This is a genomic window from Micromonospora sp. DT4 (assembly GCF_049841675.1).
Lineage (GTDB): Bacteria > Actinomycetota > Actinomycetes > Mycobacteriales > Micromonosporaceae > Micromonospora.
Genome location: NZ_JBNCKT010000002.1, coordinates 149,722 through 171,984 on the forward strand (window position 1 = coordinate 149,722; position 22,263 = coordinate 171,984).

A 22,263-nucleotide genomic window follows, 5' to 3' on the forward strand; every position below is an offset into this window, starting at 1 on the left:
AGAACGTCGACGCGACGGGATTCGCATCCTGCCGCTACACCTTAACGCTCGACTTCGTCGGCGCCAGCACCGATGCCCTCCATGATCCCTCGATCTCCCAGTACAAATACCGCGACCTGGGCACCTCGATCATCAGGCGCCCTGGATAGGTGTCGACCCGGTGACGCTTGCACGTGGTGGCCTGGAACCGGTCGGCAGCCAGCCCGCGCAGGCGGTGCTGAAGTCGATTGCGCCCGATGCCCGAGCGGGCCTGGAGCTGGGCGACGGAGAGCTGTTCCTCGACGCGCAGACGGCGCACTTCGACAGCGGATGGATCGGTCGTGAGCAGCGGATTGGAACGCACGTACGACAGCAATTCCAAACTTCCCCGTGCGATCTACCAGGCCGTAAGTTACGGTGACGTAGGCGTAGGTTCGTGATCGTTTCCGTCCCCTCTGCGAGGTGTCATGTCCACTACCGTGCTCGAACCCAACAGCACCGGCTCCGGCCCGAAACCGCTCACCGACGGCACCCAGTCCCCCGGAATACTGGCCGCCCTGTGGGCGTTCGTCGTGATCCCCTTCGTGGCCCTGCTGATTGCCGTACCGGTCGCCTGGGGCGGCTGGCTGGGCTGGACCGACGTGACCATCGGCCTGGTCTGGTACGTGGTCTCCGGGCTCGGCATCACGGTGGGCTTCCACCGCTACTTCACGCACGGCTCGTTCAAGGCCAAGCGGTGGCTGCGGGTGACCCTGGCGGTGGCGGGATCCCTGGCGGTGCAGGGTGAGATCATCCAGTGGGTGGCCGACCATCGGCGGCACCATGCGTTCTCCGATCTGGAGGGTGACCCGCACTCGCCGTGGCGGTTCGGCACGAGCGTCTGGGCGCTGACCCGGGGCCTGTTCCACGCCCACGTCGGCTGGCTGTTCCGTCGCGAGCTGTCCAACCGGGAGCGTTTCGCGCCGGACCTGATCGCCGACCGCGACATCAGCCGGGTGGACCGGCTCTTCCCCGCGCTGGTGGTCATCTCGCTGCTCGGCCCGGCGCTGATCGGGGGTCTGGTGACCTGGTCGTGGCAGGGCGCGCTCACCGCGTTCTTCTGGGCCGGGCTGGTCCGGATCGGCCTCCTGCACCACGTCACCTGGGCGATCAACTCGGTCTGCCACGTGTACGGCGAGCGCCCGTTCGCGATGCGCCAGGGTGACCGCGCGTCGAACTTCTGGCCACTGGCGATCCTGTCGTTCGGTGAGAGCTGGCACAACCTGCACCACGCCGACCCGACCAGCGCGCGGCACGGTGTGCTGCGGGGTCAGGTGGACATCTCGGCGCGGGTGATCTGGCTGTTCGAGAAGATCGGTGCCGCGTCGCAGGTGCGCTGGCCGAAGCCTGAGCGCCTCGCCGCCAAGCTCATGAAGCCGGTCGCACCTCGGTAAACCGGGCGGTGTCACGGGGTGTCGCCTGGCAGGATGGCCGGATGACCGAGCGACGCGGGGGGACCGGACGGCTCGGCGGACGAGGGCCGGGCCCGCTCCGGGTTTGGTCGCACGACACGGCAGGGCGGTCGGGCCGCCCGCCAGTGAGGCGACGACGTGAACGGGCACAGCGGAGACACCATCCCACGGCAGGGCGTGACCGAGCGCCAGCGAGGCGGCGACATGCCCGAGGTGAGTGACGAGGCAGGCGGCCGGCGGCCGGCGCCGGCCGCGGCGGCGGCAGCGGCAGCGGCAGCGGCAGCGGCAGCGGCAGCGGCAGCGGCAGCGGCAGCGGCAGCGAAACCCAAGTCGACCTCACGGGTACGCATGTCGGCGGCCCAGCGCCGGGAGCAGTTGATCGCGATCGGCCGGCAACTCTTCGCCGAGCGGGGCTTCGACGCCACCTCCATCGAGGAGGTGGCGGCCCGGGCCAAGGTCTCCAAGCCGGTGGTATACGAGCACTTCGGTGGCAAGGAGGGGCTCTACGCGGTCGTGGTCGACCGGGAGGTCCGGGCCCTGCTCGACCGGATCACCACGGCGCTGACGGCGGGGCATCCGCGTGAGTTGTTGGAGCAGGCCGCGATGGCCCTGTTGGGCTACATCGAGGAGGAGACCAGCGGATTCCGGGTGCTGGTCCGCGAGTCGCCGCTGATGTCCGGCACGGCCACCTTCAGCAGCGTGATGAACGACGTCGCCCACCAGGTCGAGCACATCCTCGGCGCCGAGTTCAAGAGCCGCGGGTACGACCCGAAGCTGGCCGAGCTCTACTCGCAGGCGCTCGTGGGCATGGTCGCCCTGACCGGCCGGTGGTGGCTGGAGGTGCGCAAACCGCGCAAGGAGACGGTGGCTGCGCACCTGGTCAACATGGCCTGGAACGGGTTGTCGCATCTGGAGGCGAAGCCCACGTTGATCACCGCGCGCCGCCGCTGAGCCGTCAACTTCGGTGCGCGTCGGCCACCGGATGTTTGCGGCGTTCGCGCTCCGCCTCGGCGTGCTCCGACGGGCCGACCTTGTCGTAGAGGCCGGTGCCGAGCAGAACCAGGCCGAACAACATCGACACGATCACTGTCGACATCGAGAAGTTGAGGAAGTTCGCGTCGGTCTGCAGCACGGACATCATGAGGATGCTGGTCACCAGGAACACCGCGCCGGCGGTGAGGTTCATGTAGTGGCCCAGGTTGCTGCGTCGGGACGCCCCGATGATCAGGACGACTCCGAAGACCACGGAGGCGAGCGAGAAGGCCAGGTTGGTCCGTAGGCCGAGGGCCCAGGTGCTGCTCCGGGCGAAGAACGGGTCGCCGATCGTCTCGGCGACACCCCAGACACCGAAGACCAGGATGTAGACGCCGATCAGCCCGGAGAGAACCCGGTAGAGCGGCCGCGCCGGATGGTTCACCGGAAAGTGCGCCATACCCCTGACCCCCTGATGTGACTGGTTCAGGGGAATTGTCACCCAACGAAACGGGCATGTCAGGCAAACCACCGATGGCTGCCCAGTCCGCCGAATGGCTGGACCAGGTCAGGTCTTCGCCGGAGCCCGAGCTACGCAGGGATCAAGCCTGACCGCCCGGAGCAGCTCGGGCTCCGGCGAAAACCCACGGCCGCAACCACGAAAGCAACCAAAGAAGCCTCAGAGAACGAGCCGAGCCTTCTGGAACGCCTCCGCCTCCTCGTCCGTGCCGACCTTGCCGTACATGCCGGCCATGAGCAGCACCAGGGAGGCCGACAGCACCACGATCACCGTGAGGATGTTGGCGTTGAAGATGTTGGCGTCGGTGCGGATGAACGCGAGAGCGCCGAGGCCGATCACCATCAGCGAGTACGCCGTCCACTGGTTGATCGCCACGTCGATGTTGCGGCCGAGTCCGGCGCCGACCAGCACGACGAGCCCGAGCAGCACGCAGAGCAGCGAGAGGCCGAGGTTGGTGCCCTGGCCGAGGACCTTCGTGTCGTCCTGCGCGAGGACCTCGTTGCCGGCGCTCGCGATGATGCCGAGCACGCCGAAGACCACCAGGTACAGACCGGTCAGCCCGCCGATCGCCCGGTAGATCGGCCGCGCGGGGTGGTTGATGGGGGTGTGGGCCATGTCTGGGTCTCCAACGCCGTGGGGTGAGGTGTCGCCGATGATTGTCCCGCATGTGCCGGTGTGACGCCGCACACGGCCCCCGCGCCGGCGTGCCCGGGCGGGTCAGCCCTCCGGCAGCTCCTCGGCGAGGGTCATCCAGCTCTCCTCGATACCTTCCCGCTCGGCGCGCAGATCCTTGAGCTGGGTGTCCAGCTCGGCGACGCGGGCATAGTCGGTGGCGCCGGCGGCGAGCTGGTCGAGCAGGGTCGCCTCGCGCTGGTCGAGCTTGCCGAGCTGCCGTTCGAGGCGAGTCAGCTCCTTGCGGGCCTGGCGTACCTCGGCGGCGGACATGCCGCTCGTGACCGGCCCGGTGGGCGCGGTGGTCGGGGCGCCGCCGGCGCGACCGGCACCCGCCCGCTCGGCGGTCCGGGCGAGGTACTCGTCGACGCCACCGGGCAGGTGCACCAGCCGGCCGTCGCCGAACATCCCGTACGCGGTTTCGGTGACGCGTTCGATCAGATAGCGGTCGTGGCTGGCCACGATGATCGTGCCCGGCCAGGAGTCGAGCAGGTCCTCCAGCGCGGCGAGGGTGTCGGTGTCCAGGTCGTTGGTGGGCTCGTCGAAGAGCAGCACATTGGGCTCGCTGGCCAGCAGCCGCAGCATCTGCAACCGGCGGCGCTCACCGCCGGAGAGGTCGCTGACGGGTGTCCAGAGGCGGCGGTCGTCGAAGCCGAAGACCTCGGCGAGCTGGGCGGCGGAGACCTCCCGGTCGCCGAGCTGGACCCGGCGGGCGACCTCCTCGACGGCTTCCAGGACCCGCAGGTGCCCGGGCAGCTCGGCGAGCTCCTGGGAGAGGAACGCCGGCCGCACGGTGGAGCCGGTGTTGAGGCGACCTCCGTCGGGGCGGGTGATGCCGGCGAGCATCCGCAGCAGGGTGGTCTTGCCGGCACCGTTGGCGCCGAGGATGGCGATCCGGTCGCCCGGGCCGACCAGCCAGGTGACGTCGCGCAGGATCTCCTTCGGCCCGGCGTGCAGCTCGACGTCCGTGAGCTCGTACACCTGTTTGCCGAGGCGGGAGACGGCCATGCGCTGCAACGACATGGTGTCGCGGGCCGGCGGCACGTCCGCGATCAGCGCGTTGGCGGCGTCGATGCGGAACTGCGGCTTGGAGGTCCGGGCGGGCGGGCCACGGCGCAGCCAGGCGATCTCCTTGCGCAGCAGGTTCTGCCGGCGGGCCTCGGTGGCGGCGGCGACCCGCTCGCGCTCGACGCGGGCGAGGGTCCAGGCGGCGAAACCACCCTCGTACGCCCGGACGGTCTGGTCGGCGACCTCCCAGGTGGTGGTGCAGACGGCGTCCAGGAACCACCTGTCGTGGGTGACCACGACGAGTGCGCCCTTGCGACCGACGAGGTGCCGGGCCAGCCAGTCGACACCGCCGACGTCGAGGTGGTTGGTGGGCTCGTCGAGGATCAGCAGGTCCGAGTCGCGGACGAGCAGCGCGGCGAGCGCCACCCGCCGCCGTTCGCCACCGGACATCGGGCCGACCGGCTGGTCGAGGCCGAGGTGCGGCATGCCGAGACCGTCGAGGATGTTGCGGACCCCGGCGTCGCCGGCCCACTCGTGCTCGGCGCCCATTCCCTCACCGAGCCAGGCAGTGCCGAGCACGACGTCCCGGACGGTGGCGTCCGGGGCGAGGGTGAGCTGCTGCGGCAGCCAGAGCACGCGCAGGTCACGACGGTGGGTGACCCGGCCGTCGTCGGGCTCCTCCTGCTTGGTGAGCAGACGCAGCAGGGTGGACTTGCCGGCGCCGTTGAGGCCGACCACACCGATCCGGTCGGCGTCGTCCAGGCCGAGCGAGACGTCCGTGAGCAGCCGCCCGGCGGCGCCGTACCCCTTGGACACCCGGTCCAGATTGACGATGTTGGCCACGTTCCACCCTTCAAGATCAAGGCGTCCGGGTGCCGGCGGGCACCTCGGGACGCCTGACCCAAGGGTACGCGGACGTCCCGGCCACCCGCGTCGCGCGGGCCGACCGGGGCACGCCGTCAGCCGACGCGCGCGCCCGCCACGGGGCCGTGCGCGACCCGCGCCTCCCGGCACACACCGGCGCTGGTCAGCTCGGCGGCGATCCGTTCGGCGTCGGCGGCGTCCACGGCGAGGAACACGCAGGTCGGGCCGGAGCCGGACACGATGCCCGTAAGCGCGCCGGCAGCCTCGCCGGCCTTGAGGGTGTCGGCCAGCGCTGGATGCATGGCCAGCGCCGCGTCCTGGAGGTCGTTGCCGAGCGTACGGGCGAGGACCCGGGGGTCGCGCTGGCGCAGCGCACCGAGCAGGGCATCGGTGCTGCCCAGCGGGGCGCTTGCCGTGCCAGCCGCACGGAGCCGGTCCAACTCCCGGTATGCGGCAGGCGTGGACAGGCCGACATCGGCGATCGCCACCACCCAGTGCCAGGACGTCGGCCGGACCAGCACCGGGCTGACCGCCTCGCCGCGGCCGGTGCCCAGCGCGGTGCCCCCGTAGATCAGGAACGGCACGTCCGAGCCGAGGTCGGCGGCGATCCCGGCCAACTCGTCGCGGGACAACCCGGTACCCCAGAGCGCATCGCAGGCCACCAGCGCGGCGGCCGCGTCGGCGCTGCCGCCGGCCAGCCCACCGGCGAGGGGGATCTGCTTGCGCAGGTGCAGTCGGGCGTGCGGCAGGACACCCGCGTAACCGGCCAGGGCGTGTGCCGCGCGGATCACCAGGTTGGAGTCGTCCAGTGCCAGCTCGCCGGTGCCCTCGCCCTCCATGGTCAGGGCGAGGGTGTCGCCCCGGCGGGCAGTCAGCTCGTCGTAGATGGAGAGCGCGTGGTAGACGGTGTTCAACTCGTGGTAGCCGTCACGGCGCAGCGGCCCCACCCCGAGGTGCAGGTTGACCTTCGCGGGCACCCGCACCCGCACCGGGCCGATGGCCCCGCGTCGCTCGTCCTCGTCGTCCGGTCGCCAGGCCTCGGTCACGGGGTGATGTCCCGCACGCGCAGGTGGGTGTCGAACGGCTTGGCCACGATCAGCTCCTCGGCGTCCTCGGCGGGCACGGGCGTCAGCCTACTTCGCGCCTGGCGTACCGGCCGGAGCCGACGCGGCGATGGCCGCGAACTGCTCGACGGTCAGTGACTCGCCGCGGGCGCCGGGGTCGGCGCCCGCGGCGGTGAGAGCGGCGGCGGCCCGGTCCGGGCCGCCGGCCCAGCCGGCGAGCGCCGCGCGCAGGGTCTTGCGGCGTTGCGCGAACGCCGCGTCCACCACGGCGAAGACCCGCTCCCGGGGTACGTCGGGTCGGGGCGGGTCGTGGCGGGTGAAGGCGACCAGACCGGAGTCCACGTTGGGGACCGGCCAGAACACGTTCGGCGGCACCCGCCCGGCGCCGCGGGCGTCGGCGTACCAGGCGAGCTTGACCGACGGGATGCCGTACACCTTGGAGCCGGGACCGGCGACGAGCCGGTCGGCGACCTCCTTCTGCACCATGACCAGGCCGTGTCGCAGGGAGGGCAGCTCGGCGAGCAGGTGCAGCACCACCGGTACGGCGACGTTGTAGGGCAGGTTCGCGACCAGCGCGGTCGGCGGCGGCTCGCCCAGGTCCGCTGCGGTGACGCGTAGCGCGTCGGCGCGGTGCACGGTGAGCCGGTCGGCGTCCGCCCCGGCGTGCCGGGCGGCGGTCTCCGGCAGCGCCCCGGCGAGCGTCGGGTCGATCTCCACGGCGTGCACGTGCCCGGCGGCCGGCAGCAGCCCCAGGGTGAGTGAGCCGAGTCCGGGGCCGACCTCCAGGGCGACGTCGTCGGGAGTCAGGCCGGCGGCGGTGACGATCCGCCGGACGGTGTTCGGGTCGTGCACGAAGTTCTGGCCCAGCTTCTTGGTGGGCGCGACGCCCAGCCGGGTGGCGAGCTCCCGGATCTCCGCCGGGCCGAGGAGACTCACCACGGGCCGAAGGCCCGGTCGCCGGTGGCGGAGATGGCCGCGCACAGCTCGTCCAGGTCGCTGCCGGTCGTTCCGGCGAGGAAGCGGACGGTCAGCGGGATGAGGTACGACGCGTTCGGCCGGCCCCGGTGCGGGATCGGGGTGAGGTAGGGGGCATCGGTCTCCACCAGGATCTGGTCCAGCGGTGTGAGCGCGGCGGCCTCGCGCAGCGCGGCGGCGCTGCCGAAGGTGACCGTGCCGGCGAAGCTGAGCAGGTAGCCCCGGCGCACGCACTCGCCGGCGAACTCGGCGTCGCCGGAGAAGCAGTGCAGCACCACCGTGTCCGGTGCGCCCTCGTCGTCGAGGATCCGCAGCACGTCCGCGTGGGCGTCCCGGTCGTGGATGACAAGCGCCTTGCCGTACCGCTTGGCGATGGCGATGTGTGCCCGGAAGCTCTCCTCCTGCGCGGCGCGCCCCTCGTCGCCGGTGCGGAAGAAGTCCATCCCGGTCTCGCCGATCCCCCGGACCCGGTCGCGGGCGGCCAACGACTCGATCTCCCGCAGCGCCTCGTCGAGGTCCGCCAGCCGGGGCGCCTCGTTGGGGTGCAGCGCCACGGTGGCCAGCACCGCCGGGTACGCGTCGGCGATGTCCGCGCCCCACCGCGAGGAGGCGACGTCCACCCCCACCTGCACCAGCCGGTCCACCCCGACGGTGGCGGCCAGGTCGACCGCCACGGCGACCGGGTCGTCGGCCGGCCCGCCACCCGGTACGCCCGCCTCGCTCACCGTGATGTCCAGGTGGGTGTGGCTGTCCAGCACCGGCCGGGGCAGCGGCTCGGGGGCGGGCGGGAACTCTCCGGCCCGCCGGGCGGCACGCTCGCGACGGGTTTCAGTCAGCTCGCTCATCAGCGACAGCATCACACACCGACGTCGTCCATCCGCCCGCCACCCGGCGTTCACCCCGACTACGCCGCGCGACTCTACGTCGCCAAGTGAGCGAGCTCCACCCAGCTGGTCGGCCTCTACGGTGACACGGAGTACGAGGCGGTGGCCGACCTGCCCGGAGGTTTCCGGGTGTCGGCGATGACCCGGGCGGCCCGTTGCCCGGTGGAGGCGGTGGCCCGCCGGCTGCGGTTCGCCACCTGGCGGCGCCGTCCGACGTTCAGTCGGCCAGGCGGGCCAGCTCCTCGTCGACGATCGACGGGTCGAGCTTGCGGAACACCGGCTTCGGCGCGGCCAGCGGCCGACCGGCTTCGATCGACACCGACTCCCAGCGCGCGCCCACCGTGTAATCACCGGTGAGCACCGGGTACGACGGGCCGCCGTCCAGGTCGTCGACCTGCTCGATGACGGGCATCGGGGCGTGGACGCCGGTGCCGCCGAGCAGCCCGTGCACCTGCTGGGCGGAGTGCGGCAGGAACGGGGTGAGCAGCGTGTTGGCGTCGCTGATCACCTGGAGGGCGACGTGCAGGATGGTGCCCATCCGGGGCTTGTCGGCCTCGGCCTTGAGCTTCCACGGCGCCTGCTCGGACAGGTACTTGTTCGCCTCGGCGACCACCTTCATCGCCTCGCCGATGGCCTGCTTCTGCCGGTGCCGGCCGATCAGGTCTCCGACCGTGGCGAAGCCGGCCCGGGCGACGGCGAGCAGTGCCTCGTCGGCCTCGGTGAGGCCGGCCGGGTCGACCGCCGGGATGGCCCCGAAGTTCTTCGCGGCCATCGAGACGCACCGGTTGACCAGGTTGCCCCAGCCAGCGACCAGCTCGTCGTTGTTGCGGCGCAGGAACTCGGCCCAGGTGAAGTCGGTGTCGTTGCTCTCCGGGCCGGCGGCGGCGATGAAGTAGCGCAGGGCGTCGGCGTCGTAGCGTTCCAGGAAGTCCCGGACGTAGATGACCACCTTGCGGGACGAGGAGAACTTGCGCCCCTCCATGGTCAGGTATTCGCTGGAGACCACCTCGGTGGGCAGGTTGAGCCGGCCCAGCTCGCCCGGCTTACCGTCGCGGGCGCCCTCACCGGAGTAGCCGGCGAGCAGCGCCGGCCAGATCACCGAGTGGAAGACGATGTTGTCCTTGCCCATGAAGTAGTAGGACTGGGCATCCTTACCGGCACCGTCGGCGGACCACCACTTCCGCCACGCCTCCGGGTCGCCGGACCGGCGGGCCCACTCGATCGAGGCGGACAGGTAGCCGATCACCGCGTCGAACCAGACATAGATCCGCTTGTCGGGGCGGTCCCGCCAGCCGTCCAGCGGGATCGGCACACCCCACTCCAGGTCGCGGGTGATCGCCCGGGGCTGGAGGTCGTCGAGCAGGTTGCGGGAGAACCGCAGCACGTTGGGCCGCCACCCGTCGCGGGTGTCCAGCCACTGCCGCAGCACCTCGGCCAGGGCGGGCAGGTCCAGGAAGAAGTGCTCGGTCTCGACGAACTTCGGGGTCTCCCCGTTGATCCGCGACTTCGGGTCGATCAGGTCGATCGGGTCGAGCTGGTTGCCGCAGTTGTCGCACTGGTCGCCGCGCGCGCTGTCGTACCCGCAGATCGGGCAGGTGCCCTCGATGTACCGGTCGGGCAGGGTGCGCCCGGTGGACGGCGAGATCGCGCCCATGGTGGTCTTGGGCACGATGTAGCCGTTGCGGTACATGCCCTCGAACAACTCCTGCACCACCGCGTAGTGGTTGCGGGTGGTGGTGCGGGTGAACAGGTCGTAGGAGAGGCCGAGGCCGTGCAGGTCCTCCACGATCACCCTGTTGTACCGGTCGGCCAGCTCGCGCGGGGTGACCCCGTCGGCGTCGGCCTGCACCTGGATGGGAGTGCCGTGCTCGTCGGTGCCGGAGACCATGAGCACGTCGTGGCCGGCCATCCGCATGTACCGGGCGAAGACGTCGGAGGGAACGCCGAAACCGGAGACGTGGCCGATGTGGCGGGGGCCGTTGGCGTACGGCCAGGCCACTGCCGCGAGAACGTGACTCATGAGCAGCAAGCCTAGTGACCCGTCCGGCGTGCCCGCGAACCAATGGGGGGTGCCGGGCCGACGGACCGGGTCGACCCCCTCGACCTTTGGTCCGATTTGTCGCCGACACGCGGCCCAGCTGCCCGTTCAGCCCTTGCTTTCGGTGTGCAATGAACGTCGTGACTGGCAGACGAGCGGCTCGGGACCATGACGAGCGTCCCAGCGGGCCAGCGGTCGGCGACGAGCCCACCCGGACGTCCGAGCCACGGGGCAGCGGGGTCGCGCCGCAGCCCCGACTGGTGCCCGCCGCCGACCCGACCGCCACCGGGCGCCCGGGCCCCGCGCCTCGACCGGGCGCGTCGTCACGGCCGAGCCCCACGCCACGGCCGCCGACACCCACCCCGGCGCGGCCCAGCCCGACGGTGCCCACGCCCAGCCCGGCCCGCCCGCACCCGGCAGGACAGTCCGCCGAGACGCCGCCACCCGGTTCGTCGGCCGGCACGACGACGGCCGGGGGCACGGCACGGGCGGATGGCGAACCGGGCGGGGCGACGGTCGAGGTGGAGCCGACCACCGGGGCCCCGGTGGACGCGGTGCCGCGTCGGGTGCCGGTCCGTCAACAGAGCCGCCGTCGGGACGCGTACCGGCCCGACGGGGAGCAGTCGGCGGACGACGGCGCTGTCTCTTGGCCGCCGATCGAGGAGGTGCACTGGGACGGCACCCCGGTCCGGGAGGAGTCCGCCCCGCAACCTCGCCCCCCGGCGACCGATCGTCGCAGCGCCGCGCGGACGACCGCGCTGCCCGACCCGCTGCGCGGGCTCACCGTTCTGGTGCTGTTGAGCCTGGTCACAGCCTTCTTTGCCTGGGTCAGCGCGGGGCCGTTCTGGCTCGCGGTCGGGCACGGGCGCAATGGCACGGTGGTGATCGACACCTGCACCGGTGGGGGACTCAGCCAGCGGTGCCGGGGGATCTTCACGGCGGACGAGGGACGGTTCCTGGCACACGGCGTACGCGTCAGCGGTGTGCCCGCCGGAGGCGACGCTCCGGGGACCGCGCACCGGGCCCGGATGACCGGCTCGGACGGCAGCACCGCGTACGCCGACACCGGCGCGAGCCGGCACCTGCGCTGGCTGCCCGGGCTGGTGGTGGTGCTCGGCTGCGCCGCCGGCATCGTCCGGTGGACCGGGTCGGCCCGGCTGCCCGGACGGCGACACCGCCGTTGGGCGGTGTCCGCCGCACTCGCCGGCCCGGCCCTGATCACCCTCGGCTTCCTGGCCGCCGCCTGGTGAACTCGTGCCGGCGGGTCAGCTGTGCACGATCGTGTAGACCTCGCGGCGGCGCAGGGAGTATTCGGTGGCGACATCGGTGATGGCGTCCCGGCGGGAGCGGCCCGCGGCCTCGCGCACGGCGACCGCGGCGCGCAGGGTCTCGTCGTCGGGGCGGTCGGCGGCGGTCGCCGGTGCGCCGGCCACCACCAGGGTGATCTCACCGCGCGGATCGCTCTCCGAGGCCCACCGGGCCAGTTCACCGAGGGGGCGGCGGAGCACCTCCTCGTACGTCTTGGTCAGCTCCCGGCAGAGCGCGGCCGGCCGGTCCGTGCCGAACGTCTCGGCCAGGTCGGCGAGCGCCGCGCCGATCCGGTGCGGCGCCTCGAAGAAGACGAGGGTGCGCTCCTCGGCGGCGAGCGCACGCAGCCGGGACCGGCGGGCACCTCCGCCGCGCGGCAGGAACCCCTCAAAGCAGAACCGGTCGCAGGGCAGCCCGGAGACGGCGAGGGCGGTGGTCACCGCGCTGGGCCCGGGCGCGACGGTGACCGGCGCACCGGCGTCCAGCGCGGCCCGGACCAGCCGGTATCCCGGGTCGGAGACGCTCGGCATGCCGCCGTCGGTCACCAACGCCACCGTGTACCCGCCGAGGATGACCTCGGTCAGCTCGGGCGTACGCCGTTCCTCGTTGCCCTCGAAGTAGGAGACGATCCGGCCTCCGACGGTGATGTCGAGGTCGCGGGCCAGCCGGGTGAGGCGCCGGGTGTCCTCCGCGGCCACCACGTCGGCGCTGGCCAGCACCTCCCGGAACCGCACCGAGGCGTCGGCGGGGTTGCCGAGCGGGGCACCGAGCAGGATCAGGCGCCCCGCTTCGGACATTTCACCCACGAGATCGTCTCCTTCATCGACAGCGAATACCGGTATCAGGGACGACGGGCGCCACAGGACACCCCGGCAGCCTACGATCGCCGGGTGACGAGTGCGTCGACAGCGCAGAGCCCGAGCGCCGACCCAGCGGTAACGGTCGAGGTGTCCGGCGAGCCCAGCCCCCACCAGGAAGCGGCGACACCGCCTGCCGACGGCGGGGGCGTGTCCGCCGTGGTCCGTCGCCGGTTCGCCACCGTAGACACCCGGATGGACCCGTACTCGTGGCTGGCCACCGGCATGGTGGTGGCCATCGCGGCGATCCTGCGCTTCGTCGGACTGTCCAGCCCCAAGGGCAAGATCTTCGACGAGACGTACTACGCCAAGGACGCGTACGGGCTGATCAGCCGTGGCGTCGAGTGGAACTACAAGGACAACGTCCCGTCGTACGTGGTGCACCCGCCGCTGGGCAAGTGGCTGATCGGCATCGGCGAGTGGGCCTTCGGCTACCAGGACGCGGAATCGAAGGTCTCCGTCGGCGGGCACCTGTTCACCACCGCGCCGGAGTTCGGCTGGCGGTTCTCGGCGGCCGTCATCGGCACGCTGTCGGTGCTGCTGCTGGTCCGCATCGGTCGGCGACTGTTCCGCTCGACGGTGCTCGGCTGCGCGGCCGGCCTGCTGCTCGCGCTGGACGGTTTCCACCTGGTGCTGTCGCGCGCGGCGCTGCTCGACATCTTCCTGCTGTTCTTCGTGTTGGCCGCGTTCGGCGCGCTGGTGCTCGACCGGGACGCCCGGCGGCGGCGCTGGGCACGGGCGCTGGACGACGGGCTCGACCCGAGCCTGCCGGGTCGCGCGGGCCGGCCGTCGACCGGCTGGCGGACGTGGCCGTGGTGGCGGCTGGCCGCCGGGGTGCTGATCGGCTGCGCCTGCGCGGTCAAGTGGAGCGCGCTCTACTTCGTGCCGGTGTTCGCCCTCTTCGTGGTCCTCTGGGAGGTCGGGCTCCGCCGGTCGGCGGGCGTCCGCAGGCCCTGGCGGGACACCCTGCTCGACGAGGTGCCCTGGCTGGTGCTGGCCGGGGTGCTGATGGTCGGCACCTACCTGGCCACCTGGTCGGGGTGGCTGATCAGCGACGACGGCTACTACCGGCTGGCGACGTCGTCCGCGTACCCGACGGGGTCGCTCAGCGACACCCCGGTGATCGGCCCGCTGGTCAACCTCTACGAGTACCACCGGGCCGCGTACGGCTTCCACGCGCAGCTCGACGATCCGCACAAGTACCAGTCGTGGCCGTGGCAGTGGCTGCTGCTCGGGCGACCGGTCGCATTTTACTGGTCGGGGGACGGCGCCTGCGGCGCGCCGACCTGCGCCTCGGAGATCCTGCTACTGGGCACCCCGCTGCTGTGGTGGTCGTTCCTGCCCGCTCTGGTCGCGCTCGTCTGGCTGGGCATCGCCCGACGGGACTGGCGGGCCGGCGCGATCCTGCTCACCGTGGCCGCGGGTCTGCTGCCCTGGTTCTGGTTCGCCTTCGACGGCCGGACGATGTTCTCGTTCTACACGGCGCCGGCACTGCCCTTCCTGGTGCTCGCCGTGGTGTACGTGCTGGGGGCGTTGATCGCCCCGCCGGGGGGTGACGTGGGCGAGACGGCGGCCCTGACGCCCGGGGACGCCGGCTACGAGAGACGGCTGGTCGGCAGCATCGCGGCCGGCGCGTACGTGCTGTTGGTGGGCCTGTGCTTCGCGTACTTCTATCCGATCTTCGTGGGCCGACTGATCCCGTACTCGGACTGGCTGGCCCGAATGTGGCTCGACGGTCGCTGGACATAGGCACCGGCAGGCGACGCGCCGCACAGCGCGACGGAAATCGGGCCCGCACGCGTGAGGCGTGCGGGCCGGATTCTTGCTCTCCAAGCTCTACACGAAGACGCGCGCCCCGATCGCCTGCCACGGGGGAAGCGGGCGATTGGGGCGCGCAGAAGAAGCTTAACCACCGCGCGCCACCGGCACAACGGGTCAACTTGGGTCGGATTTCCGACCGATTCCGCCCGGGCCGAGGACTATCCTCCGGCCGTTGACCGAGGGTGACCTGACGTGGACCCAGCGCCCCCTCGGAGAGTCGTTCCCGGGGCTGTCCGGGACGACCAACCACCCCGACGATCATCCAAAGTGGATCTCACTACACTGCGGGCCGTGATCAACTTCAGACGATCGGCGGCCGTCCTTCTCGGACTGCTGGCGACCACCGCGCTGACCGGGCCGGTCCCGGCGGCGGCCGACGAGGAGCAGGTGGCCGAGCCACCCCGGATCGAGCTGGTGCTCGACGTCAGCGGCTCGATGCGGGCGGCGGACATCGACGGGCGCACCCGGATCTCGGTGGCCCAACAGGCGTTCAACGACGTGGTGGACGCGCTGCCGGAGGAGACCCAGCTCGGCATCCGGGTGCTCGGCGCGACCTACAAGGGCAAGGACAAGAAGGTCGGCTGCCAGGACACCCAGCAGATCGTGCCGGTCGGGCCGGTCGACCGGTCCACGGCCAAGGCGGCGGTGGCCGGGCTGCGGCCGACCGGGTTCACCCCGGTCGGCCTCGCGCTGCGCTCCGCCGCACAGGACCTGGGCACCGGCACCACGACCCGACGGATCGTGCTGATCACCGACGGGGAGGACACCTGCGCACCGCCGGACCCGTGCCAGGTGGCCCGGGAACTGGCCGCGCAGGGCACCAGCCTGGTCGTCGACACGCTCGGCCTCGCACCGGACGAGAAGGTGCGCCGGCAACTACTCTGCATCGCCGGGGCGACCGGCGGCACGTACACCGCGGCACAGAGCGCCGACGAGCTGACCGGCCGCATCAAGCAACTCGTCGAGCGGGCCGGGGACACCCACACCCGGGCGCCGACGGTGGTCGGCGGCACGGACGCCTGCGCATCGGCGCCGCTGCTCGCCCCCGGGGTGTACGCCGACCGGGAGTCGTTCTCCGAGCACCGCTACTACCGGGTGCCCGTACGCCCCGGCCAGGAGCTGCGCGCGTCGGTGAGCATGGCGCTGGACCGGCCGGTGAACCGGGACTACGGGGTGCTGCTGCGGGCGACCGCGGCGGATGGCCGGGAACTGGTTCGGGGCGCGGACGCCGGCAGCGGTCGCGCCGACGTGCTCTCCGCCGGTCTGCGCTGGTCCGCCACGGCGGACGACGAGGCCACCGCCGAGGACGAGGAAACCGCCGAGGAGAGCCCCACGCCCGTCGTCGAGCCCACCACCGTCTGCCTGGTGGTCAGCAACTCGTTCGCCGCGCGCCCGGGCACCGCGGCGACGCCCGGCATGCCGGTGGAGCTGACCATCGACGTGGTCGCCGCCGCCGGCGCCCCGGACGGCCCCGATCTCGGCCGGGGCTGGGTGCTACTCGCCCTGCTCACCGTCGCCGGCCTGCTGACCGGCCTGATCGCCGGCCTGCTCACCCGCTGGTGGGTCGCCACCTGGAGGGAGAACTGATGCGTACCGCCCTGTTCCGCTCGCTGGCGGCGCTGCTCGCCGCCGGTGGGGCCACGCTGCTGCCCGCGGCGGCCGTGGCCGCCCCCACCCCGTCCCCGGGTGCCACGCCGGTGACCCGGGCCGGCACCTCGTTCCTCACCGCCACGCCGATCACCGCCGGCCAGCCGGTACGCGTGGACGCCTCCGTCGGCGACCACCTGTACTGGTCGTTCCCGGCGACCGCCGGGCAGGTCCACGAGATCACCGCCACCGTCGCCTTCCCGAAGGCACGTGACGGGGCCTCCACCTGGACGATCGACGTGTTCGACGGGCTGCGCCGACGGCAGGCGTGCACCGCCGGGGCGCAGACGCCGACGGTGGACGGCAAGGCGTCGAGCGTGGCGCTGGGCTGCACCCTGCGCGAGGTGCGTCCCTGGGCGGAGCCGTGGTCGGCCGACCCGCTGCCCGGCACGTACGTCGTCCGGCTCTCGGTCATCGACCTGCCGGAGCCGGACCTGGGCGCACCCATCGACGTGGACCTGCTGGTGGGCGTCGTCGCGGACCGGGGCGCCTCGGCCGACGACGGTGCGCTGGCCGCCCCGCTGGTGCCGAACACCAGAGCGGGCACGGTGCTCAATGCCGTACCGACGCCCGCGCCGGAGGCGGACGACGAGGGTGACTGGCTGACGGACTGGTTACCGGATCTTGGCTCGCGTTGGATCTGGACCGGCGTCGGCGGCGTGCTCGCCGCGGTGGCCGGGGTGGTCGGCTTCGCCCTGACCCGGCGGCCCCGACGGCCCTGAGCCGACCGTGTCCGCCGGTGGCCCCGCCCGCTCGGGGCGGGGCCACCGGCGGTTCAGCTTCGTCGCGTCCCTCGGGGTAGCCAGCCGATGAACCGGTTCTGCAACGACATCACCAGGGCTGCCCGCAGGTCCTCGGCGGCGGCGGCGAGACAGGACCCCAGGTAGACGCTGAGCATCGCCCGGTCACCCCCGTACTCCGCCAGCAGTCGGCCGCGCTTGGTCGCGCACGGCCACTCGTCGCCACAGGAGCCGCAACTCCAGCTCGGGGTCGTCGGTGCGTGGTCGTCGGCCCGACCCCTCGGCCGTTCGGCGCCATCACTCATCGCAGCTCCTCCAGATGTTCACGCGACTTGCCAGCTCTTGGTGGTGGTCCCGGAGCCCATCATGGATGGCGTGACGCGTCCCTCCGGTGTTACATCTTTGCGGTACGTTCTCCGGTCGTGGGAGTCGGAAATTTGACCGTCGCGCGAACGTTCCCTCGCTACCCGGCGGTAGGTGGCTGCCGTGCGTGACCTTCTGCCGCCAACGGTCGCCGTGGCCGTGGCCGCACCCGACGACTGGACCGGCGACCTCCTCGACGCCGAGCAGGCGTGTCTCGGCGAAAAGGCGGTGCGGACCCGTCGACGGGACTTCACCGCCGGTCGGGTGTGTGCCCGTCGGGCGATGGCCGACCTCGGCCTGCCGGCGGTGGCCGTGCCGAGCGCCGCCAACCGCGCGCCGATCTGGCCGGCGGGCGTGGTGGGTGCCATCACCCACACCGCCGGCTACTGCGCCGCCGCGGCAGCGCGCGCCACCGACGTGCGGTCCGTCGGCATGGACGCCGAACAGCACCGCGAGATCAATGCGGGGGTACGCCGACTCGTGCTGCTGCCCGAGGAGGAGGAGACCTGCGCTCGGCTGCCCTCCGGGATCCTGTGGCCCATCGTGCTGTTCAGCGCCAAGGAGACCGTCTACAAGGTCTGGCACCCGGTCGTCGGGACCTGGCTGGACTTCCACGACGCCCACCTCGACGTGGACCCGGACGCCGGCACGTTCACCGCCCGGATCGCACCGGCGCGCGTGGACGCTGCCCAGGTCTCCGGTCCCCCGACCACGATCACCGGCCGGTTCGTGGTCGCCGACGGCCTGGTGCGCACCGCCGCCGTCCTCACCCTGCCCTGACCGCCGCCGCCGCTCGCACCGTCCATCCTGGCCGCTGCGCCGACCCTCGGCGGGACCGTGGACGCGAGGCGGCGTGCCGACCGGCCGACAGCCGACGCACGGTAGCGTCGGCGGGTTCCCGAACCGCACGTACGAGGCGTCAAGGAGTACGGTGACCCACCCCCACCCCCCCCGTCGGACCGCAGGACCCTCAGCAGCCGAGTCCGGAACCGCCGCCGACGCAGCCGTTCCCGGCGACACCGCAGCCGCAGCAGTCCGCCACCGGCCCGACGGTCCCGCAGGCGCCGGCACCGCCCGACCCGTGGTCGGCGGCGGCGCAGACGCCGGTGTCGGGTCAGCCGGCGACCGGGGTGCCGCACGAGGGCGTACCGGAGCAGTGGGCGGCCCCGACGAACGCTCCGCTACCACCGTTCGCCAGCTCGCCCTACCCGGTCTCCCCCGACCAGCCCTGGCCGCAGCCCCCGTTCTCGGGTAGCGCCTACCCGCACACCGGGGGCGCTTATCCGCCGCCCGGCGGGCCGGGCTACCCGCTCACGATTCCGCCGCCCGTCGCGACGAAGAGTTCCAAGAAGACCGTGGTGGTCGTCGCGGTGACGGCGGCCGTGCTCACCCTGCTCTGCTGCGCGGGCGGGATCGTGGCGGTGGTCATCGGCGCGAACCGTGCGGCGAACGAGGTGACCGACGCGCTGCCCACCCCGGACGTGACGCGCGGCGTCGGGCGGCCACCGGCCACCATCGCTCCGTCGCCCCGGGCGGCCGACGGCGGCGACACCCGCGACATGTCCGTCGGCGACACCCTGGTCCTCGACGAGAGCAGCGGCACCGTCGAGATCACCGTGACGGAGTTCAGCACCTCGGCCAAGCCCTGCACGTCGTACGGCCTCAAGCCGGACGAGGGCATGTACGTGATCGCCAACGTGACGGTGGCGGTCACCAAGGGCACCGGCTCGGCGAACCCGCTCTACTTCCAGTGGGTCGCCGCCGACGGCACCGAGACCAATGCGATCGCCGGCGCCTTCTCCGGCTGCGGCATGCCCATGCCGGCCGGAAACGACCTGACCGCCGGGACCAGGCGCACCGGCAGTGTGGTTTTCGACGTACACGACACCTCGGGAGTGCTCGAGTACCAGCCCAGGTTCGCGACCGCTGGCTCCTGGAAGCCGTGACGTGCGGTGGGGCCGACCCGACGGGCCGGCCCCACGCACCTACGGAAATCGGGTGTCAGCAGCCCGTCCACCGGACCGGAGTCACCCGGTCGGCGTTGCGGAAGCCCACGATCGTGCCCGTGTCGGCGATGGCCTTCGCGCCGACGTTGCCGCCGCCCGGCAGGATCCGGGAGGTGCCGCCGTGCGCGACCCGGTCGCCACCCACCACGACGCCCTTGGCGTTGACGTCGTCCAGCCCCACCTCCTGGTCGAGGAAGGTGTACGAGCCGTTGCGAACGTCCCACCGCACCTTGGCCGGGCTGGTGCCGCCCACCCAGACACGTACTTCCGACCTGACGAACCTGCTGCGCCGGTACGGCCTGGTCGCCGCGGCGACCGAACGGTTCTCGTAGCCGCTCCGGAAGGGGCGACGTGCCGAGTTTGCAATGATGTACGTCGATGTTGCCAGAGTGGGCTCAGACGTGGTGGGATGGCTCGTATCGCCGCAGCGCGGGGGCAACCGCGCTGGGAACGGCCACTGCGGGAGCATCGCGGTGCCGGCAGCGCGCCACTTGGGCAGACGCTCGCCTGTCGCATCACCGGGCCATCTCCACGACGACGGGCACCTCGCCGGGTAAGGCGTCCTCGCCCGTCGCACGCATCCCCTGGCACGCACCCCGACGGCCGACGCACTCGACGTCCCACCCGCCGGGGCGTCCGATCCGGCCTGTCGGGACGCCGGGAAACGGCGACGAGGCGAGAGGCAGTCATGAGTTCCCAAGAGAGTGCCGAGAGCGCCGCGAGGTGGTACCGACACCGTCTGGTGTGGGTGGCGGTGATCCTGCTGGCGGTGTCGGCCGGCGCGGTCGTACTGGCCAGGCGGGCGGGTTCGGAGGAGAAGCCGGCGGATCTGCAAGCACAGATCACGGCCCGCATGCGGACCACGCTCGAACAGGCGGACCCGGGGCAGCACAACCATGCCGGCCACGGCGCCCAGCAGGTGGCCGCCGAGGGCAAACCGCCGGTGATCTGCGGAGTCCGCGTCTACGGCTACGAGCCGACCGACGCCGCCGCGCTCGCCGACGTACGGACGGTCTACGGCTTCCACCTCTGCGGGGTCGCCGAGAAGAAGCGCCCGTGGGACGTGGCGGCCAAGCTGACCGGCCCCCTGATCATGGACATGTCCACCAACCCTCCGGGCATTCAGGTGGTCGAGGCGACCGCCGACGTCATGTTCGTCGACCGGCTACGGGAGATGTTCCCGGACAAGTACGAGGAGTTGGCGCTCGAGGAGGCGTTGACCCAGTCGGAGATGGCCGATCAGCGTCGCCGGTACGACGCCGCAGCCGGCCTCTGACCAGGTCAATCCGGTCGCTGGGGACCAACCCTGGCCACCTCATATCCCGTTTTAGATAGATCAGCATTGATATTTAGACGCATGGATGTAACAGTGGGTTTGGGAGCGTTCCCATCGCGATCACCCCGAAGAACGGAGGATGAACCGTGCGTTCACCCAAGTCCGATCAATCCGGCGGACGACCCCGGTCAACCGCCCGTCGGTCCCTTCAGGCGCTCGTCCTGCTGTTCGCAAGGGTGGCCGGTACGTTGCCCTCGATCGGCGCGGCCCAGGCACACGGCACCGTCATCGGCCCGGCGACCCGCGCGTACCAGTGCTGGACGACCTGGGGCAACCAGCACACGAATCCGGCCATGCAGCAGCAGGACCCGATGTGCTACCGGGCGTTCCAGGCCAACCCCGACACCATGTGGAACTGGATGAGCCAGCTACGCGACGGTCTCGCCGGCCAGTACCAGTCCCGCACCCCGGACGGGCAGCTGTGCAGCAACGCACTCTCCCGGAACGATTCGCTCAACCAGCCGGGAGCGTGGAAGTCGACCGCCGTAAGCCGCAACCTCACGCTCCAGATGTACGACCAGGCCAGCCATGGCGCTGACTACTTCCAGGTCTACATCTCGAAGCAGGGGTTCAACCCGGCCGCCCAGAAACTCGGGTGGGGCAACCTCGACCTGATCGCGACGACCGGGCGCTACGCGCCCGCACAGAACATCTCGTTCAACGTCTCGATCCCGTCCTCCCGGAGCGGGAACCACATCCTGTTCGTGCTGTGGAAGGCGTCGCACATGGACCAGACCTACATGTGGTGCAGCGACATCACCGTCAGCTGACCAGCAGGGCCGGCATGTGGGAAGGGCGGGTTCTCGGTCACCCGAGAACCCGCCCTTCCTGCTGTTTCCTGGTGGAGCTGAGGGGATTTGAACCCCTGCCCCCTCAATGCGAACTGCCGGCGAGCCGGCCGGATCAGACGCGATGCGAGGTCAGACGGCCGGACCAACCCGGCCCGGGCGACGTCGGACGGCGACACCACCACCACATCGAGGGTGCTCACGCGTGGTCCTTTGGAGTGGTTCACGACAGCACCTCCCGGTCAGCGGGGTAGGACATACCCGAGTTCGATCGCGCGCCGCGTCAGGTCGGTCTTGTTGGCCGCGTTCAACTTGCTCCGCACCTGCCTGAGGTACGAGGTGACGGTAGACTTCGTCAGGCTCATCCGCCCACCGATCTGCTCGTTGGTCAGGCCCCTCGTCACCCAGTGCAGCAACTCGATCTCACGTTCGCCCAACGCGAGATGGCGGCGCTCGGCGTCCCCGGTCAACATGCCCAGCATCTCCGCGGTCACGTGCATCCCGCCGTGCCGTACCGCGTCGACGGCGAGGAGCAGGTCGTCGACCTCCGTGTCACGGGTCAGGAAACCTCGCGCGCCGGCGGCTACCGCCTGACCGAGGTCCGGCGGGTCGGTCGGGTCGCAGAGCAGCACGGCACGGGAGTTCGCCGGCAGCATGCGGACGAGCGCGTCGACGGCACGATTCGGCCAGTCGATCACCACCACATCCGGATCCAGTTCGGCAGGCATCTCCACCAGGGATGCAAAGCCACACGGCGTGAACCTCGACGACGCCTCGGCAAGCAGACGACAGACGCCCTGCCGTACCACCGACCCGGCGGCCACGACAGCGATTGTTGTCATACGGACTCTCCTGTAGATCGCCGGACGACCATAAACGGACCGCCACGACATCTACTTGACTTCGGTGGGCGATCGGCTGGTCACTCAAGATCGGCCGGTCAGCAGTTGAACACTTCCTCGGCCAACCG

22 protein-coding genes are annotated in these 22,263 nt (G+C 71.6%); 10 read left to right on the top strand and 12 right to left on the bottom strand.

The window, feature by feature from the left end:
• Positions 1-34: 34 nt before the first annotated feature.
• Positions 35-355 carry a hypothetical protein gene (locus ACLQ24_RS01670; protein ID WP_425888611.1) on the bottom strand — a complete coding sequence of 107 codons (321 nt, stop codon included), beginning with the start codon at positions 353-355 and terminating at the stop codon, positions 35-37.
• Between the two features lie 91 nt (positions 356-446).
• Here ACLQ24_RS01670 and ACLQ24_RS01675 point away from each other — a divergent pair, with 91 nt between their 5' ends.
• Together ACLQ24_RS01675 and ACLQ24_RS01680 are read left to right on the top strand one after the other, a co-directional pair.
• Positions 447-1,412, top strand: coding sequence for an acyl-CoA desaturase (locus ACLQ24_RS01675; protein ID WP_425888612.1), 966 nt, complete (start codon positions 447-449; stop codon positions 1,410-1,412).
• A 222-nt stretch (positions 1,413-1,634) separates the two neighbouring features.
• Positions 1,635-2,381 (top strand): TetR family transcriptional regulator, encoded by a 747-nt coding sequence (locus tag ACLQ24_RS01680; RefSeq protein WP_425888661.1) that lies wholly within the window; start codon positions 1,635-1,637, stop codon positions 2,379-2,381.
• Positions 2,382-2,385: 4 nt separating this feature from the next.
• Here the strand turns inward: ACLQ24_RS01680 and ACLQ24_RS01685 are convergent, their stop codons facing one another.
• From ACLQ24_RS01685 to metG, 7 genes are all read right to left on the bottom strand, one after another.
• Positions 2,386-2,862, bottom strand: coding sequence for a DUF4383 domain-containing protein (locus ACLQ24_RS01685; protein ID WP_425888613.1), 477 nt, complete (start codon positions 2,860-2,862; stop codon positions 2,386-2,388).
• Between the two features lie 219 nt (positions 2,863-3,081).
• Positions 3,082-3,537, bottom strand: coding sequence for a DUF4383 domain-containing protein (locus ACLQ24_RS01690; RefSeq protein ID WP_425888614.1), 456 nt, complete (start codon positions 3,535-3,537; stop codon positions 3,082-3,084).
• 102 nt (positions 3,538-3,639) lie between these two features.
• A complete protein-coding gene (locus ACLQ24_RS01695) occupies positions 3,640-5,445 on the bottom strand; it encodes an ABC-F family ATP-binding cassette domain-containing protein (protein WP_425888615.1) in 1,806 nt (601 codons plus the stop codon).
• A gap of 116 nt (positions 5,446-5,561) precedes the next feature.
• Complete coding sequence (locus ACLQ24_RS01700; protein ID WP_425888616.1) at positions 5,562-6,512, bottom strand: 4-(cytidine 5'-diphospho)-2-C-methyl-D-erythritol kinase; 951 nt, start codon at positions 6,510-6,512, stop codon at positions 5,562-5,564.
• An 87-nt stretch (positions 6,513-6,599) separates the two neighbouring features.
• Complete coding sequence (rsmA, locus tag ACLQ24_RS01705) at positions 6,600-7,469, bottom strand: 16S rRNA (adenine(1518)-N(6)/adenine(1519)-N(6))-dimethyltransferase RsmA (protein WP_425888617.1); 870 nt, start codon at positions 7,467-7,469, stop codon at positions 6,600-6,602.
• Positions 7,463-8,362 carry a TatD family hydrolase gene (locus tag ACLQ24_RS01710; protein ID WP_425888662.1) on the bottom strand — a complete coding sequence of 300 codons (900 nt, stop codon included), beginning with the start codon at positions 8,360-8,362 and terminating at the stop codon, positions 7,463-7,465. Before ACLQ24_RS01710 ends, rsmA begins: the two co-directional genes overlap by 7 nt.
• 244 nt (positions 8,363-8,606) lie before the next feature.
• Positions 8,607-10,409: a methionine--tRNA ligase gene (gene metG, locus ACLQ24_RS01715; protein ID WP_425888618.1), complete on the bottom strand. Its 1,803-nt coding sequence runs from the start codon at positions 10,407-10,409 to the stop codon at positions 8,607-8,609.
• Between the two features lie 158 nt (positions 10,410-10,567).
• On the opposite strand from metG, the gene ACLQ24_RS01720 reads away from it, so the two are divergent.
• The gene (locus tag ACLQ24_RS01720) at positions 10,568-11,677 is read left to right on the top strand and encodes a hypothetical protein (RefSeq protein ID WP_425888619.1); all 1,110 of its coding nucleotides are present in this window, start codon (positions 10,568-10,570) and stop codon (positions 11,675-11,677) included.
• Positions 11,678-11,692: 15 nt separating this feature from the next.
• Here ACLQ24_RS01720 and rsmI read toward each other — a convergent pair whose 3' ends face one another.
• Positions 11,693-12,532 (bottom strand): 16S rRNA (cytidine(1402)-2'-O)-methyltransferase, encoded by an 840-nt coding sequence (rsmI, locus tag ACLQ24_RS01725; protein WP_425888663.1) that lies wholly within the window; start codon positions 12,530-12,532, stop codon positions 11,693-11,695.
• 255 nt (positions 12,533-12,787) lie between these two features.
• Here rsmI and ACLQ24_RS01730 point away from each other — a divergent pair, with 255 nt between their 5' ends.
• The 3 genes from ACLQ24_RS01730 (at position 12,788) to ACLQ24_RS01740 (ending at position 16,782) form a co-directional block, all read left to right on the top strand.
• A complete protein-coding gene (locus ACLQ24_RS01730; RefSeq protein ID WP_425888664.1) occupies positions 12,788-14,341 on the top strand; it encodes a dolichyl-phosphate-mannose--protein mannosyltransferase in 1,554 nt (517 codons plus the stop codon).
• 363 nt (positions 14,342-14,704) lie between these two features.
• Positions 14,705-16,000, top strand: a complete 1,296-nt coding sequence (locus tag ACLQ24_RS01735) for a VWA domain-containing protein (protein WP_425888620.1) — start codon at positions 14,705-14,707, stop codon at positions 15,998-16,000.
• Positions 16,000-16,782, top strand: coding sequence for a peptidase (locus ACLQ24_RS01740; protein ID WP_425888621.1), 783 nt, complete (start codon positions 16,000-16,002; stop codon positions 16,780-16,782). Before ACLQ24_RS01735 ends, ACLQ24_RS01740 begins: the two co-directional genes overlap by 1 nt.
• Positions 16,783-16,835: 53 nt before the next feature.
• On the opposite strand, the gene ACLQ24_RS01745 is transcribed toward ACLQ24_RS01740, so the two are convergent.
• Positions 16,836-17,105, bottom strand: coding sequence for a hypothetical protein (locus tag ACLQ24_RS01745; protein ID WP_425888622.1), 270 nt, complete (start codon positions 17,103-17,105; stop codon positions 16,836-16,838).
• A 181-nt stretch (positions 17,106-17,286) separates the two neighbouring features.
• On the opposite strand from ACLQ24_RS01745, the gene ACLQ24_RS01750 reads away from it, so the two are divergent.
• Positions 17,287-17,943 carry a 4'-phosphopantetheinyl transferase family protein gene (locus ACLQ24_RS01750; protein ID WP_425888623.1) on the top strand — a complete coding sequence of 219 codons (657 nt, stop codon included), beginning with the start codon at positions 17,287-17,289 and terminating at the stop codon, positions 17,941-17,943.
• Positions 17,944-18,269: 326 nt separating this feature from the next.
• The gene (locus tag ACLQ24_RS01755; protein ID WP_425888624.1) at positions 18,270-19,109 is read left to right on the top strand and encodes a hypothetical protein; all 840 of its coding nucleotides are present in this window, start codon (positions 18,270-18,272) and stop codon (positions 19,107-19,109) included.
• 55 nt (positions 19,110-19,164) lie between these two features.
• Here ACLQ24_RS01755 and ACLQ24_RS01760 read toward each other — a convergent pair whose 3' ends face one another.
• Positions 19,165-19,422: a hypothetical protein gene (locus tag ACLQ24_RS01760; protein WP_425888625.1), complete on the bottom strand. Its 258-nt coding sequence runs from the start codon at positions 19,420-19,422 to the stop codon at positions 19,165-19,167.
• A 435-nt stretch (positions 19,423-19,857) separates the two neighbouring features.
• On the opposite strand from ACLQ24_RS01760, the gene ACLQ24_RS01765 reads away from it, so the two are divergent.
• Together ACLQ24_RS01765 and ACLQ24_RS01770 are read left to right on the top strand one after the other, a co-directional pair.
• Entirely contained in the window at positions 19,858-20,445 is a 588-nt protein-coding gene (locus ACLQ24_RS01765) for a hypothetical protein (RefSeq protein WP_425888626.1), read from the top strand.
• Positions 20,446-20,681: 236 nt separating this feature from the next.
• Complete coding sequence (locus tag ACLQ24_RS01770) at positions 20,682-21,275, top strand: lytic polysaccharide monooxygenase (protein ID WP_425888627.1); 594 nt, start codon at positions 20,682-20,684, stop codon at positions 21,273-21,275.
• Between the two features lie 260 nt (positions 21,276-21,535).
• Here the strand turns inward: ACLQ24_RS01770 and ACLQ24_RS01775 are convergent, their stop codons facing one another.
• Positions 21,536-22,135: a LuxR C-terminal-related transcriptional regulator gene (locus tag ACLQ24_RS01775; RefSeq protein ID WP_425888628.1), complete on the bottom strand. Its 600-nt coding sequence runs from the start codon at positions 22,133-22,135 to the stop codon at positions 21,536-21,538.
• Positions 22,136-22,263 lie beyond the last annotated feature (128 nt).